This window comes from Haloarcula amylovorans, from assembly GCF_004681185.1.
Lineage (GTDB): Archaea > Halobacteriota > Halobacteria > Halobacteriales > Haloarculaceae > Haloarcula > Haloarcula amylovorans.
This window is the reverse complement of sequence record NZ_SRIF01000002.1, coordinates 155,485-169,644: the sequence shown is the minus strand read 5'-3', so window position 1 is coordinate 169,644 and position 14,160 is coordinate 155,485. Positions and strand designations below refer to the sequence as shown.

Below are 14,160 nucleotides of genomic sequence, written 5' to 3'. Positions count from 1 at the left end.
CGTCGCGTAGGCCGTGGCCACCTAAAAGCGTCTCGGAGATGTGGGCCGAAGCGTCCGGAGACCGAGAGGAACGGCGGTCGTTACATTCCGTCGGTGTCTTGCGCGACGACGAGGTCGAAGGGAGTGTCGGCCGGTTCGTCGTCCGGCGAGAGATAGCCCGCGGCAAAGGCGGTGTAGGCCTGCCCACCGGCGAGGCTCACGTCGAAGTCGGCGACGATGTCGCCGTCGTTGCCCTCCGTATCGCCGCGAATCTGGACGGTGTAGTCGCCCGCGGGGACTTCGACAGTCCCGGTCTCGGTGTAGGCGACGCCGTCGAACAGCGCGTCACCGGTCGATGCGGCCGTCACGTCGACGGCCGGCGCGTCGGGCGAGACGTGCACGACTCGGAGGCGTGCGGTGTCTCCGCCCGGACTCGACGTGTCGTCCGAGAGCACGAGCGGTTGGAAGGGCTCGTCGGCCGAATCGCCGATTTCGCCCGCCGCGACGACGGTGTAGGCCTGTCCGCTCTCGACCGTCACGTCGCCTTCGAAGACAGATGTCTCGGCGTCACCGGCGGCGGTGATTTCGACGGTCCGACTGCCGGCCGGAACGTCGAGATAGTCGCTCACTGCGCCGAAGGGCACGTCTTCGAGTACCGCCGACCCGTCGACGTAGACGTCTACGTTGGGGCGTTGGGCGACATGTGCGCCACGCGGACGCTCGCCGGGTCGCTACCCATCGACTCGCTCATGGTATCTTGTGCGACGACGAGATCGAAGGGGGTGTCGGCCGGTTCGTCGTCCGGCGAGAGGTAGCCCGCCGCGAAGGCAGTGTAGACCTGTCCACCGTCGAGGCTCACGTCGAACTCGGCAGCGACGTCGCCGTCGTTGCTCTCCGTGTCACCACGGATCTGAAGCGTGCAGTCGCCGGCGGGCACCTCCACGTATCCTGACTCGCCGTACGCGACGCCGTCGAACAGTACGTCGCCGCTCGACGCGAGGGTCACGTCGACGGCCGGTGCGTCCGGCGAGGCGTGGACGAGTCGGACACGGGCCGTCTCGCCGCCGGGGTCGCTGTTGTCGTCTTCCAGAACGAGCGGTTCGAAGGGTTCGTCGGCCTCATCGCCGATCTCGCCGATCGCAGCGACTGTGTAGGCCGTCTCCGCCTCGACCGGGACCGCTCCAGAGAAGACGGAGGTCTCGGCGTCACCGGCGGCGGTTATCTCGACCATCCGCTCGCCGGCGGGCACGTCGAGGTAGTCGCTGACCGCGCCGAACGGAACGTCTTCGAGCACCGCCGAGCCGTCGACGTAGACGTCGACGTTCGGGGCGTTGGGCGACATGTGCGCCATGCGGACCGACGCGTTCCCCGCTGGTGTGTCGGTCTCGGTCGAGGTCTCCGTCGCTGTTTCCGTGTCGGTGTCAGCCGGAGTATCCGCCCCGTCACCGCTACCGCTGCCGCCGGCGCACCCGGCGAGGCCGACAGTGACGCCAGTTCCGATCCCGAGCAGTACCCGCCGTCGACTTGTCTCCGTTGTGTCTGATGACATCCACTTCCTACTGCGGATGACGGATAGATAACAACTTTCGAGACTCTGCCGAAACTCTCACCCAAATCTCTCTAAACTCTCTCTAAGAACGATTTACGGGGCTTTCGGCCGAACCCCCCGAAAGGGTTTTAGCCTGTATTCTCGGAGGTATGAAACATGAACAACTCCGTCTCCGGCCCGGTGGGCGGGGCCGGCCGGGACCTGCGGGTCGGGCACCGGCCTGCCCGGTCCGTCGGTGGGTTCTTGCCTGCTGAGAGTAACTATACAGAAGCATGGACACGGTCCTCTGGCAGACTCTTGCCGGTACGCGTGGGGGACCGAACCGCGCCCGCGTCTTGCGTGCGCTGGACGAGCGGCCCAGAAACGCCAACAAGCTAGCCGATGACCTCGACCTGGCGTACAACACGGCCCGGTATCACCTCGACGTGCTCGAAGAGAATGGTGTCATCACGAGTAGCGAGGCGAACTACGGAACCGTGTATCTCCCGAGCGAACGAACACGAAACCACTGGGAGACGGTCGAAGATATACTCACACAGGTGGATGACTGATATGAGACCCACGAGATGCCGCCGGTGGCGACAGTCGGCGGGCAGGAGACTGGAGAACGCACGATGAGCCTCGTACTCGACGCGGCCCGCGTCGCTGCGGCGATCAACGTCCTGTTGCTGGCGGGGCTGATCGGTATCTGGCTGCGAACGTATCGAGAGATTCGCGCCCCGATGACGCTCGGCTCCATCGTGTTCGCCACCTTCCTGCTGGCCGAGAACCTCGTCGCGCTGTATTTCTACTTCAACGCGCCGGCGATGCCGACGCTGGCCGTTCAGGTGATGATGCTCCTGCAGATACTCGAAACGTTTGGCATCTCCGTGCTGACGTACTTCACGTGGAAGTAACGCTCGTCTCGGCGCGGCTAGTCTGCTTTTGCCCTTCTCGCTCTCGTCGATATCCGCAGTCTACCGCCGCTATGCGGGATGATTTCGCTATCGAGACGGGTGTGTGACGCGTTGTCTCTCCGCTGTGAACCCCAGATTCGTAACGTATTTCTGTGCCAGCGGAGTAGCTGAAAACGCCTCAGCAGGCGTGTCCGGGCTGGGGTAGTGGCATCCTTTAGCCTTGTGGTGGCTAAGAGGCGGGTTCGATTCCCGCGCCCGGACTTAATTTTAAGAAAAACAATCTGGATAAATATTGTGGCAGAGGACGACTATGTGTCGCTCTCACTCTGGATAAGTGACCGAAGCGTCCCCTCCGAGATGTCACCATCTTCTGCTCGCCGGTGGCAGGCTCGACACAGCGAGATCACGTTATCGAGCGTATGAGCGTCTATTCGTGTATGGTCGTCTGAATCGGCAAACCAGCGCACTGGGATAATGTGGTGGACGTCTGGGTTCTGTCCGAGTTCGGCACGTCCTGTCCCACAGAGGCGACAGCGGTAGTCATCACGTTCGACTGCCCGCCGACGAATTTGATTCCATCCCGGCCCATAGGCTAGTTTTTCAGTACCTTTCCAGTTTGGATGGGCAGGTCCAACGAACGTTTCAGCGAGCCACTTGCTTCGACAACTCTCACCACAGAACGCTACATCGGTAAATTGGCTGGGCCAGCGCTCTATCGGAGTTTCGCACATCTCACATGCCATCGTCTGTTTTCCGCCGCACCAGAGTGGATTGTCCTGCCCAGTTGTCTTCGGCGTTGTCTGCCACTGTTTGGTTTCGACACAGGTGGGACAGTACAGGCCACGCTTTTCCGATGGATAGTATTCGAAGCTGGCAGCACAGATTCGGCACATCGTCCGCTCTTTTGCTCCGCTGTAATTCGGGTTATTCGCGCCTGCGAAGGAGACGGCTTCCGAAAGGCACTCCCCCGAGCAGTATTTTTTCTGGTAGTCACAGTGAAAATCGGCTTTGCAGTGTGCACATGTCCTGTTTGGAAGTACTCCTTCATGAGAATGTGCATGATGGACACCGAGGCCCCGTTCCGATTTAAATGCACGCCCACACTCCGGACAGGTATGGTCGCCCATTACAACCCCCTCGTTTCGGGTGTAATCCGTTCACACACCTGTTCTTTAGGCTGTACAGCCGCTATTTGTCGTGGTCGTCTTTGTGCCATATTCGAACACGGGCACTACGTGCGCCCGCACCCGTTGCGGGCGCACTGTAAAATCACCTCGTTACGAATCTGTAGACCGATTCCGTCGGTATCTCAGGGGGGCGTTCTGACACTCTCACCGTCTCTCTCGTTGAAGCTCCGGTACAGCCGTCGCGAACCCAAATTGGTTCACCGTCGTGGGATTAGGGGATAGCAGATGTGTGCGAGCCTCGCTCAACTCAAACGGCCGCTCCTGTATGTGATGGGACCACTGTACGTCGTTGCGGGGGTCTTACACTTCGTCGTCCCGGGATTGTACGTCCAGATCGTGCCGCCAGTGTTCCCAGCACCGCTCGCGTTGGTCTATTTGTCTGGGCTCGCCGAGGTTGGCGTCGGAATCGGGATACTACTCCCACAGACTCGACAGTACGCAGCGTGGGCGACGGTCGTATTACTCGCCGCAATCTTCCCGGCGAACGTCTACATGGCGACTAGTGGGGTCGTCGTTGCGGGAATGCCTGGTGGGCGCGACCCCTCCGCGTTCGTTCGCTGGGCACGATTGCCACTACAGGGCGTACTAATGCTGTGGGCGTACTGGTACACCGATGGAGACTGATAAGTGGTACGAGTGCCCCGTTACGCGCTATTTTCGGTACCATCGGGCACGCCGTCAGAGAGCTGGCTGGTCGAAAGTACCGGTCTGTCACACCGTTTCTCGGGGCCGCTGACGTACCAGCGTCCAACCTTGGAGATTTGCCCCGCTAGAGGGAGCGGTATCGCCACAATCACGCTTAGTCGGCTTGCTTCTTAGCGGCGTAAGGACACACATTCGAAACGTGCTATTCGCGGATACTCCGAGAAGCAACCCTCAGGGAACCGAAAACCGGCGATTCTGAATATACTTTCGAAATACACACCCACGGGCGAACAGACGCATTCGCGACAGTTCCTTTCGAACGGGCGTCCAAGGCTGGCACCGTCCGTCGGTTTGTCTAACCTTGGGACGTCTCTCTCATCTGGAATATCTCTTGCTCGAGCGGCGAAGTATCCGAGAAGTGGCGTGCAAGTGGCCGCTCGGCGGGTGTGCTTCTCGCCTGCCAGCCACGGCCCGTTTCGTTCCGTCTCAGGGACGCTTCGCTGTTATCCGCTCACTTCTAGCGGTGGAATGCTCCAAGGTTGGGGCAACCGTTTCGACGTCGAAACGCGCCACCGCTCGACCACTCGATACGCCAGTTCGCTCTCCGCTGAGACACCTCATTTTATTGTATCGGCTACGCTCATCTCCGGTATTGACTACCGCTGGACCGCTTTACCGGGCGTCTGAGAACGCGACCGAGATAGTCTCGACGCTCATCACTGGCATCTGGCTGGCCGCCCTCTTTACCGGGCAGGACTGGTGGTTGGCGTTCATGCTGTTCGGGTACATCGTACTCGTTCCGCTCACTTCCCTCCTCTTTGGCGACCGTGACGAGGTGACCGACTGGTGGGACGCTCAGCGGGACGAATCGGTAGACTCCACACACGAGCGCGACGCCGAGGCCGACGACGATGCGCTTTCGACGCTTCGGGATCGGTACGCTCGCGGTGAACTGACCGACGAGCAGTTCGAGCGAAAACTGGAGACGCTGCTGGAAACCGAAACGCTCGAGGACCTCGAAGACAGGGAGCAGACGCTGCTCTCGGAGCGGGAATGACCTCGATTTCGAGACAGCTCGATATAGTCGTCTGGTAGTGGTGAACGCACTGAACTAAACGGTTGAAGGCGGTCCTCAGATCGCGGGCGAATGGTTCCGACCGACAACGGCACAGACGACATTTAGCACGACGAGCGCGACGACCGAGCGCGGTGAGGACGCGACGAACCCGGTGACGAGCGTACTCGCGATGAGGATCGGAAGGGGGATGGTCGTCCAGAAGGCGATCCCCCGAATTAGCGTCGTACACACGTCGGCAGTAACGACGCCGAGGGCCCGAACGGTGTTCATATCAGAACCTATACTTGAAAGCGGTGAGCGTGCGATGGACATAGTTGATTCGTGTACTGAATCCATGCACTCGAATCGTCATATAAAGCCGATATTATTCACGTCAGTTTTTAACGTTCGCCTGCAACTGTTTCGGTTTCGGATATTTTACAACCAGGATATATAGTCTAAAGACGCTGAAAACGGCAAAATCAGGAAACCGAATAAGTTCTGAGTTAGTACACTCACTTACCGCACCGTTACCATCTACTTTTATTGCCTGTCTAAAGAACAGATATGGGGAATGACTAGTATATCGGCAGTTCTATTCTGCTCTGTAAACGAAAGATTTTATATACCTATACCTCTCTCGGTTGGCGAGAGAGTCATTCCGCTGGCGACTGTTTCATAGAGAGAACCGGTACGTCCGCCAAGCGGACGACGCGTTCAGTGACGCTCCCGAGAATATATCGCTCCAGGCCAGTGCGGCCGTGCGTCCCCATCACGATACAGTCGACGTCGTGTTCGTCGGCGTAGTCCACGATGGCACGATGGGGGTTTCCGGTCAAGAGTTCGGTTTTGACGGTGGAGACGCCTGCCTCGGTAGCGCGGGTCTCGACCTCTTCGACCGCTTGCTCGCCGACGTCTTCGAGCGCGTCGAGCAGCTGACTGGGGTCGACTTGGGTGTCGAGCAGGTACGGGTCGACGACGTGAACCACGTGGAGCGCCGCGTCCGTCGCCAGCGCGAGGTCGATGGCACGGTCACTGGCGATGCGTGCGCCGTCGCTCCCGTCGGTCGGGACCAGGATTCGCTCGAAGGGGGACGTGACGGTGGATTCCTCGTGGACGGTCAAGACCGGGACCGGTGACTCGCGGAGCGTTCGCTCAGTGACGCTGCCGAGAACGAAGCGGTCCAGTCCCGTTCGTCCGTACGTACCCATCACGAGGCAGTCGATGTCGTGAGTCTCGACGTAGTCGAGGATGCCTTGATGTATCGGCGCGCCGCCGACGATGACCGACGTGGTGGCCTCGACACCGGCCTCGGCCGCTCGTTCGGCGGCTGCCGTGGTCGCCTCCGAGCCGACCTGTGCGAACTCGTCTGCGTCCTCGTCCTCGAACCCCGGCGGAAGTTCGCCCATCTCTAGGACGTGGATGACATGCAATCGAGCGCCGAAGCTATCGGCGAGCGCGATTGCCGCCGAGACGGCGGCGTCGGCGACTTCGCTCCCGTCTGTCGGAACTGCGAGCTGGTCGAACATGGTTGCTCGTCTTGCTGTTGTGTCGATGATGTCTTAGTACCTCGCGCCCCCGATCCGTCGCTGGCCTGCACAGTTTGCGGCCCCCGCTCTACAATTCAGACGCATGACAAAAACGAGCGAGCTCAGTTCGTTCAAGCAGTCTCTCGGCGAATTGATAGACGAAGCACCGGAGCTAGCACAGTTCACCGAGTTCGTCGAATCGGCCGAGGCGACGGCGGCACTCGACCACAAGACCAAGGAACTGCTGTCGCTGGCCGTCGGCGTCGTGACGCGCTGTGACCACTGCATCCTTTGGCACACGGACGCGGCACTCGAAGCGGGAGCGAGCCACGACGAGATAATCGACACGCTGAAAGTGGCCGTCGTGATGGGCGGCGGCCCGGCGATGACCTACGCCGTCGCGGCCTACGAGACGCTACTGGCCCTCGAAGCCGAACGGGAGAGCGAGTGACAGTCGGCGCTCGTTCAGGACTCCAGCCGCGGCGTCTGTGAGTCGGATTCGCCGGCTGTGCCGTACGCGTTGCTGGATTTGATGATGGAGAGAGCGGTCATGATGTCCGTGCGGGTGAGCAAGCCGAGGAACTCGCCCGCCTCGTCGGTGACGATGAGCCGGCCAACGGAGTTGCTCTGGAGTTCGCTCAGCGCGTCCATCACGTCTGTCTCGGGGCTGGTCGTGACCAGGCCGGTCGTCATCACGTCGCCGACGGTGTAGGCGTCGCGTTCGACTTCCCGGACCGCGCGGGCGTCTTCGAGCGTCACGAGACCGACGATTTCGCCGTCCTTCTCGACGGGGTAGCCGGTGTGGCGCTCCTCGAACATCGTCTGGATGAGTTCGGTAACCGACTGTCGGGGCGTGACCGCGGTGACGTGGTCGGCGGGAGTCATTACGTCTCTGACGGTGACACCCTCGAAGGCGGCCCGCATCATCGTCTGACGGGACTCGCCCGCGGCGCCGATGTAGATAAAGAAGGCCAGTCCGGCCAGGAAGATGTTGCCGACGACGAATAGTCCGAACAGTCCGAGCAGGACGGCGAACACCTTCCCGACCTCGGCGGCGATCTGGGTCGCGCGAGCGTACGAGCGAGTGCGAGCGAGCAGCGCCCGCAGGACGCGCCCGCCGTCCATCGGGAACCCCGGAAGCATGTTGAATATCGCCAGCGCGACGTTCATCAGCGCCAGATAGGCGAAGACGAAGCGCGCGCTTTCGATCGCCGTCGATTGGGCACCGGGGAGCACCACGAACGCAACGTAGGAGAGGACGCCGAGAACGACGCTGACGATGGGACCGGCGATGGCGATGGCCAGTTCCTGCTTCCAGTCTTCGGGCATCTCGGTCAACTGTGCGATGCCGCCGAAGAGCCACAGCGTAATCGAGTCGATGGGGTAGCCGTACCGAAGCGCCACCAGCGAGTGACCGAGTTCGTGGAGGACGACACCGGTAAAGAGGCCGACGGCAGCGAGGACGCCAAGCACCCAGACGAGGTTCCCGTCGGTCAGTACAGCGGGGTCCAGCCCCGCCCCTAGCGTGTTGTTCAATAGCTTGGTCGTCTCGTCGATTTGGGTGCCGATGATCCACGCGAACAGCGGCAGAACTAACAGAAAGGTCAAATCGAGCTGAATAGGGATGCCGAAGGCGCTCCCGATGCGGAACCGACGCATACGATATGTTGTCGGCGACGCGACTTAAACGCGCTGTGAGCTAGCAGTTTTTGAGAGTTCCGCTGTTATCGGGGAGAGGGGGATGTAGAGCCAGAAATTCCCTCGTTCACACCGGCCGAAACACGACTTTCTATGTCGAGTGACTGAAGTAGGCCCCGTCCCGTACATACGCTCGTGTCTCAGCAGGCCGCACAGGTGGATACGTTGTTCCTCCACGAACACGGCGAGGACGTTCGGGTGGTCGCTAACCGCGACGGCGGGCGACTCTTTCACGGCGTCCTCGAACTGAAGGAGACCGACGCGGGACCGCGACCCCGACGGCTCCGTATCAAGGACGGAACCAGCGAGGACCTCCGCTCGCCCGACCAGTTCGTCGAACTCGCCCGCCGAGCGGCCCGCATTCGCATCTCCGAGCAGACTTCGCCGCGCGCCCGCGACCGCATCCGCGAGATGCTCGACGGCTACCAGCTCGACGCGAAGGTCGTCCGGACCTGTCGGTTCTGTTCGAACGCGGGGCGGTACTCGCCGATCACGAGCGAGACAGCCATCGAGGCCGACGGAGAGACCATCTGTCCGTCGTGTGCCCGCGAGGAACTGGACCGCGAACTCGCCTTCCAGGGTGACATCACGGGCGACGCCCGCGAACGCCTCGAAGACCTCCTGCTGGAGGTGCAGGACTTAGAACGCATCACGAACCTACTGTCGGGCCAACTGGACCCCGACTTGACGAAGTTCGACGAGATCTCGGCGACCACGGAGGACGTAGAGCCTGTCGCCGTCGATTCGCTGGGGCTGCATCCCGGCATCCAGCAACACCTCGAATCCCGGTTCGAGACGCTGTTGCCGGTCCAGAGCCTCGCCGTCGAACACGGCGCGACCGACGGCGCGGACCAACTGGTCGTCTCCGCGACGGCGACCGGGAAGACGCTCATCGGTGAGATGGCCGGACTGGACCGCGTCCTCAACGGCAAGGGAACGATGCTGTTTTTGGTGCCGCTGGTGGCGCTGGCCAACCAGAAGTACGAGTCGTTCAAAGAGCGCTACGGCGATATGGTCGACGTCTCGCTGCGGGTCGGCGCGAGTCGTATCGCCGACGAGGGCGGCCGCTTCGACCCCGACGCCGACGTCATCGTCGGCACCTACGAGGGGATCGACCACGCCTTGCGGACCGGCAAGGACCTTGGGACAATCGGCACCGTCGTCATCGACGAGGTCCACACGCTCGGCGAGGACGAGCGAGGTCACCGACTCGACGGCCTCATCTCCCGGCTGAAATACTATTGTGAGACCGGTGGCGCGCCCGACGGCGACGACACGCAGTGGATCTACCTCTCGGCGACGGTCGGCAATCCGAGTCAACTGGCCGAGAAGCTTCGGGCGAACTTAGTCGAGTTCGAGGAGCGGCCGGTGCCTATCGAGCGCCACGTCACGTTCGCGGACGGCCGCGAGAAGATCGACACCGAGAACAAACTCGTCAAGCGCGCCTTCGACACGAAATCGAGCAAGGGGTACCGCGGCCAGACCATCATCTTCACCAACTCTCGGCGGCGCTGTCACCAGATCTCGCGCAAACTCAACTACGACTCCGCGCCCTATCACGCCGGGCTGGACAACCGCAAACGACAACGTGTCGAACAGCAGTTCGCCGACCAGGAACTGGCGGCCGTCGTCACGACGGCGGCGCTGGCGGCCGGGGTGGACTTCCCCGCCTCGCAGGTCATCTTCGACTCGCTGGCGATGGGGATCGAGTGGCTCACTGTCCAGGAGTTCAGTCAGATGCTCGGCCGTGCCGGTCGACCGGACTACCACGACAAGGGGACGGTGTACCTCCTCGTCGAGCCCGACTGCTCGTATCACAACACCATGGAGATGACCGAAGACGAGGTGGCGTTCAAGCTCCTCAAAGGCGAGATGGAACCCGTCATCACGCGCTACGACGAGGGCGCGGCCGTCGAGGAGACGCTGGCGAACGTCACCGTCGCCGGCAACCAGGCCAAGCGTCTCAACGACCGGATGATCGGCGAACTCCCGACGAAACACGCGCTGGGCAAACTGCTGGAGTACGACTTCATCGACGGTCTCTCGCCGACGCCGCTCGGTCGAGCCGTCACCCGCCACTTCCTCGCGCCCGACGAGTCCTTCCAGTTGCTCGACGGCATCCGGAAGGGACTCGACCCCTACGACATCGTCGCCGAGATGGAACTGCGCGAGGAGCAGTAGGGCCACACCTTCTTGTAGGCCGCCCGTCTTCGCCCGGTATGGGGTTGTTCGATAAGGTCCGCCGCGCGGTCGGCGGCGACGGGTCAGAGTCGGCAGACGACGAGTCGAGCGACGCCACCGACTCGGAACCGGACGGCCGTACAGCGGCAGAACCAACAGCGGATTCGGACCCGGACGGCCGAACGGGTGAGGAACCCGCAGCTGACTCGGAACTGATCGGTGAGGCCGAGGACGCGGTAACTGAACCACCGATGGGGGACCCGGCTGACGAATCACCGATGGACGACACGGGGGGATCGCCGTCGGACGAATCGCCGTCCGCGGACTCGCCCGCTGTCGCCGAGACGCCGTCCCCCGCGTCCGATGCGGACGACGACCTCCGGACCGAGTACGCCGAGACGGCAACCGACTTCGCGGAGTTCTGGGGCGAACGCGACCTCGATTTCACGCCTGACTCGCTCGCCCGGCTGGACGACCTCGTCGAGGCGGAGTGGGACGGCGACCGGTTCGAAGACGCGACGTTCGGCAGCGAAGCGACGTTCGACGACCGAGCCTTCACGAGCGTCACACGGGAACTCGGGAGTTACTTCGGCGAGGTGCTGGTCCGGGACCTCGCCGGCGAGTGGACCGACGAGACCGACCACGAGGCCGTCGTCGTCGTCAGCGGGTGGGACGGTCGACTCGCCGTCCCCGTGTTTCAGGTCGCCGCGAACTCGCTTCGGGAGACGGCGGCCTTCGCCCGGAGCTACGAGGCATTACTGGCCGATATCGACGCCGAGACTGGCGAGGAGTGACCTCGGCGAAATCCCCACGCTTTTGCTACCGCCAGCCGACTCCCCGACGTGTCGCTGCCACCCGTCACGCCAGGGATGGCGTTCGTGTTCGCGCTGATACTCGTCGCGCTCGCCCTCTTCGCCACCGAGGCCCTCCCAGTCGACGTGACTGCGATCGGCGTGATGGTCGCGCTGATGCTCGTCGAACCGGCCACCGAGTCGCTCGTCCAGGCCGGCCTGCTGGCCGAGCCGATCTACATCCTCCACCAGCCCGGCGACGGCGTCTCGCCACTGACGCAGGGGCTCTCGGGCTTCGCTTCGACGGCGACGATCACCGTCTTGGCGATGTTCATCCTCTCCGACGGCGTCCAGCGAACGGGCATCGTCCAGATACTCGGCTCGAAACTCGCCTCGTTGACCGGTGACAACGAGACGAAGCAACTCGGAGCCACCGTCGGCCTCGTCGGCCCGATATCGGGCTTCATCAACAACACCGCCGCCGTCGCCATCCTGCTGCCGATGGTGACCGACATCGCCCATAGCGGAAAGATATCACCGTCGAAACTGCTCTTGCCACTCTCCTATGCCTCGATGTTCGGCGGCATGCTCACGCTCATCGGCACCTCGACGAACATCCTCGCCTCGCAACTGTCGGCGGACTTACTCGGCCACCCCTTCTCGATGTTCGAGTTCACCCAGTTGGGAATCGTCGTCACCATCGTCGGCACGGTCTATCTGCTGACGGTCGGCCGATGGCTCGTCCCCGGGCGCATCCCGGCCCGCGAGGACCTCACCGACGAGTTCGAGATGGGCGAGTACCTCACCGAAGTCGTCGTTCGCGAGGACTCCCCCATCGTCGGTCAGACGGTCCGCGAGGCGCTGGCGGAGACGGACTTCGACGTGGACGTCATCCAACTCATCCGCGGCAATCGGACCTTTCTCGAACCGCTCGACCCGAAGACGATTCAGGCGGGCGACGTCTTCGCGCTCCGAACTGACCGGGACACGCTCGTGGACTTACTCGACGCCGAGGGGCTCGACCTCATCCCCGAGATGGAGGTCGACGACGCGGAACTCGAACGCGCGAGCGAACAACAGAACCTCGTCGAAATCGTGGTCTCGCCGGGGTCGTCGCTCGTCGGCGAGACGTTGACCTCCGCGAACTTCCGACAGCGCTACGACGCGACGGTGCTCGCCCTGCGCCGTGGCCGCGAACTGTTCCGCCAGCGGATGGACCGCGTGGGCCTGAAAGTCGGTGACACCTTACTCGTTCAGGCGACGGCCGACAGCATCGACCGCCTCAACATCAATAACGACTTCATCGTCGCACAGGAGGTCGAACGCCCTGACTACCGCCGGTCGAAGATTCCCGTCGCCGTCGGCATCGTCGCCGCCGTCGTCGCCGTCGCCGCGCTGACGCCCATCCACATCGTCGTCTCGGCGCTGGCCGGCGCGGTGGCGATGATCCTCACCGGCTGTCTCCGCCCACCGGAACTGTACGACGCCGTCCAGTGGGACGTCATCTTCCTGCTCGCCGGGGTCATCCCGCTGGGAATCGCGCTCCAGGAGACGGGCGGCGCGGACTTACTCGCCGAGGCGTTCGTCGTGGCCGCCCCCGGCCTGCCCGCCATCGTCGTGCTGGGACTGATGTACGTCGTCACTGCGCTGCTGACCAACGTCATCTCGAACAACGCCTCGGTCGTGTTGATGATCCCCGTCGCCGTCGAGGCCGCCCAGCAACTGGAGGCCAACGCCTTCGCGTTCGTCCTCGCCGTGACCTTCGCTGCCTCGACGGCCTTCATGACCCCCGTCGGCTACCAGACCAACTTGCTGGTCTACGGTCCCGGCGGCTACCGCTTCACCGACTACCTGAAGGTCGGAGCGCCGCTACAGGCCGTCTTCGCTGTCGTAACGACGCTCGGCATCGCCTACTTCTGGGGCCTCGCGCCACAGTGACACGGCGCGTCGCCCAACGAAACGCTTTACTCGGTGACGCAGGGAGTAGTATACGCGGGACCATGGGTTAGTGGTATACTCCGAGCCTTGGGTGCTCGTGACCCCGGTTCGAATCCGGGTGGTCCCACTTCTACGCGGAATTTCAGCGGACGGCGAGCATTCGCCGTTTCTCCGAAATCGATTCCTCGGAGTCTCCCTGAGCTGTGCGGCGACGTACGTTTATACGAAAACACGAGGCCATACTCCGACGAAAGCGCTATGCAAACCCACGAAAGAGGCGACGCGACCGAAGCCATCGTCGTCGCGGAGTTGAAGAAGCGCGGGATTCCGGTTTCGATACCGTTCGGTGACAACCAACGGTATGATGCCATCGTTGAGACACCGGACGCAAACCTACTTCGGGTACAGATAAAGACGGGGTGGTTGAACGAGGGAAAGATAAACTTCCACGGCAAGACACAGCATACGAACTCGCAGGGGAACACCTACCAGAAATACGAGGATGACGTGGACTACTTCGTCGTCTACACGCCCGACCTGGAGTCACTTCACGTCGTCGGCGAACACGAATTCGACTCGCGGATGCAACTCCGCGTCGAAGCGCCGAAACAATCCCAAGCCAGTATCAATTGGGCCGACGAGTACCGGTTCGAGGGACGCTGGCCGCTCGAAGTCTCTGGGGCAACCAGCAACAGGGACTAAGTGTCCGC

13 protein-coding genes, 1 tRNA gene and 1 pseudogene are annotated in these 14,160 nt (G+C 62.4%); 10 read left to right on the top strand and 5 right to left on the bottom strand.

The genetic code is table 11. The features are described 5' to 3' along the window. Positions 1-80: 80 nt before the first annotated feature. A pseudogene (locus tag E4S61_RS26640) lies at positions 81-1,528 on the bottom strand (DUF4397 domain-containing protein). A gap of 272 nt (positions 1,529-1,800) precedes the next feature. On the opposite strand from E4S61_RS26640, the gene E4S61_RS08190 reads away from it, so the two are divergent. Together E4S61_RS08190 and E4S61_RS08185 are read left to right on the top strand one after the other, a co-directional pair. After that, the gene (locus E4S61_RS08190; RefSeq protein ID WP_135303452.1) at positions 1,801-2,079 is read left to right on the top strand and encodes an ArsR/SmtB family transcription factor; all 279 of its coding nucleotides are present in this window, start codon (positions 1,801-1,803) and stop codon (positions 2,077-2,079) included. Between the two features lie 63 nt (positions 2,080-2,142). Then, positions 2,143-2,424 carry a hypothetical protein gene (locus E4S61_RS08185; RefSeq protein WP_135303451.1) on the top strand — a complete coding sequence of 94 codons (282 nt, stop codon included), beginning with the start codon at positions 2,143-2,145 and terminating at the stop codon, positions 2,422-2,424. 308 nt (positions 2,425-2,732) lie between these two features. Here the strand turns inward: E4S61_RS08185 and E4S61_RS26120 are convergent, their stop codons facing one another. Beyond that, positions 2,733-3,155: an HNH endonuclease gene (locus tag E4S61_RS26120; RefSeq protein ID WP_245180738.1), complete on the bottom strand. Its 423-nt coding sequence runs from the start codon at positions 3,153-3,155 to the stop codon at positions 2,733-2,735. Between the two features lie 726 nt (positions 3,156-3,881). Here E4S61_RS26120 and E4S61_RS08170 point away from each other — a divergent pair. Then, complete coding sequence (locus E4S61_RS08170; RefSeq protein WP_135303449.1) at positions 3,882-4,235, top strand: DoxX family protein; 354 nt, start codon at positions 3,882-3,884, stop codon at positions 4,233-4,235. Between the two features lie 673 nt (positions 4,236-4,908). Continuing rightward, positions 4,909-5,313: an SHOCT domain-containing protein gene (locus tag E4S61_RS08165; protein WP_135303448.1), complete on the top strand. Its 405-nt coding sequence runs from the start codon at positions 4,909-4,911 to the stop codon at positions 5,311-5,313. 75 nt (positions 5,314-5,388) lie between these two features. Here E4S61_RS08165 and E4S61_RS08160 read toward each other — a convergent pair whose 3' ends face one another. Together E4S61_RS08160 and E4S61_RS08155 are read right to left on the bottom strand one after the other, a co-directional pair. Next, complete coding sequence (locus E4S61_RS08160) at positions 5,389-5,604, bottom strand: hypothetical protein (RefSeq protein WP_135303447.1); 216 nt, start codon at positions 5,602-5,604, stop codon at positions 5,389-5,391. A gap of 365 nt (positions 5,605-5,969) precedes the next feature. Further along, a complete protein-coding gene (locus E4S61_RS08155; protein WP_135303446.1) occupies positions 5,970-6,842 on the bottom strand; it encodes a universal stress protein in 873 nt (290 codons plus the stop codon). A gap of 103 nt (positions 6,843-6,945) precedes the next feature. On the opposite strand from E4S61_RS08155, the gene E4S61_RS08150 reads away from it, so the two are divergent. Continuing rightward, positions 6,946-7,293 carry a carboxymuconolactone decarboxylase family protein gene (locus E4S61_RS08150; RefSeq protein ID WP_135303445.1) on the top strand — a complete coding sequence of 116 codons (348 nt, stop codon included), beginning with the start codon at positions 6,946-6,948 and terminating at the stop codon, positions 7,291-7,293. Positions 7,294-7,307: 14 nt separating this feature from the next. On the opposite strand, the gene E4S61_RS08145 is transcribed toward E4S61_RS08150, so the two are convergent. After that, complete coding sequence (locus tag E4S61_RS08145; protein ID WP_135303444.1) at positions 7,308-8,501, bottom strand: site-2 protease family protein; 1,194 nt, start codon at positions 8,499-8,501, stop codon at positions 7,308-7,310. 174 nt (positions 8,502-8,675) lie between these two features. On the opposite strand from E4S61_RS08145, the gene E4S61_RS08140 reads away from it, so the two are divergent. The 5 genes from E4S61_RS08140 to E4S61_RS08120 all read left to right on the top strand — a co-directional run bounded on the left by E4S61_RS08140 (position 8,676) and on the right by E4S61_RS08120 (position 14,152). Further along, a complete protein-coding gene (locus E4S61_RS08140; protein WP_135303443.1) occupies positions 8,676-10,721 on the top strand; it encodes a DEAD/DEAH box helicase in 2,046 nt (681 codons plus the stop codon). A 38-nt stretch (positions 10,722-10,759) separates the two neighbouring features. After that, the gene (locus E4S61_RS08135) at positions 10,760-11,515 is read left to right on the top strand and encodes a prolipoprotein diacylglyceryl transferase (protein WP_135303442.1); all 756 of its coding nucleotides are present in this window, start codon (positions 10,760-10,762) and stop codon (positions 11,513-11,515) included. Between the two features lie 75 nt (positions 11,516-11,590). After that, positions 11,591-13,450, top strand: coding sequence for an SLC13 family permease (locus tag E4S61_RS08130; protein ID WP_135304673.1), 1,860 nt, complete (start codon positions 11,591-11,593; stop codon positions 13,448-13,450). 56 nt (positions 13,451-13,506) lie between these two features. After that, positions 13,507-13,577 (top strand) — tRNA-Pro (locus E4S61_RS08125). A 131-nt stretch (positions 13,578-13,708) separates the two neighbouring features. Then, positions 13,709-14,152 carry a group I intron-associated PD-(D/E)XK endonuclease gene (locus E4S61_RS08120; protein ID WP_135303441.1) on the top strand — a complete coding sequence of 148 codons (444 nt, stop codon included), beginning with the start codon at positions 13,709-13,711 and terminating at the stop codon, positions 14,150-14,152. The last annotated feature ends 8 nt before the right edge of the window (positions 14,153-14,160 follow it).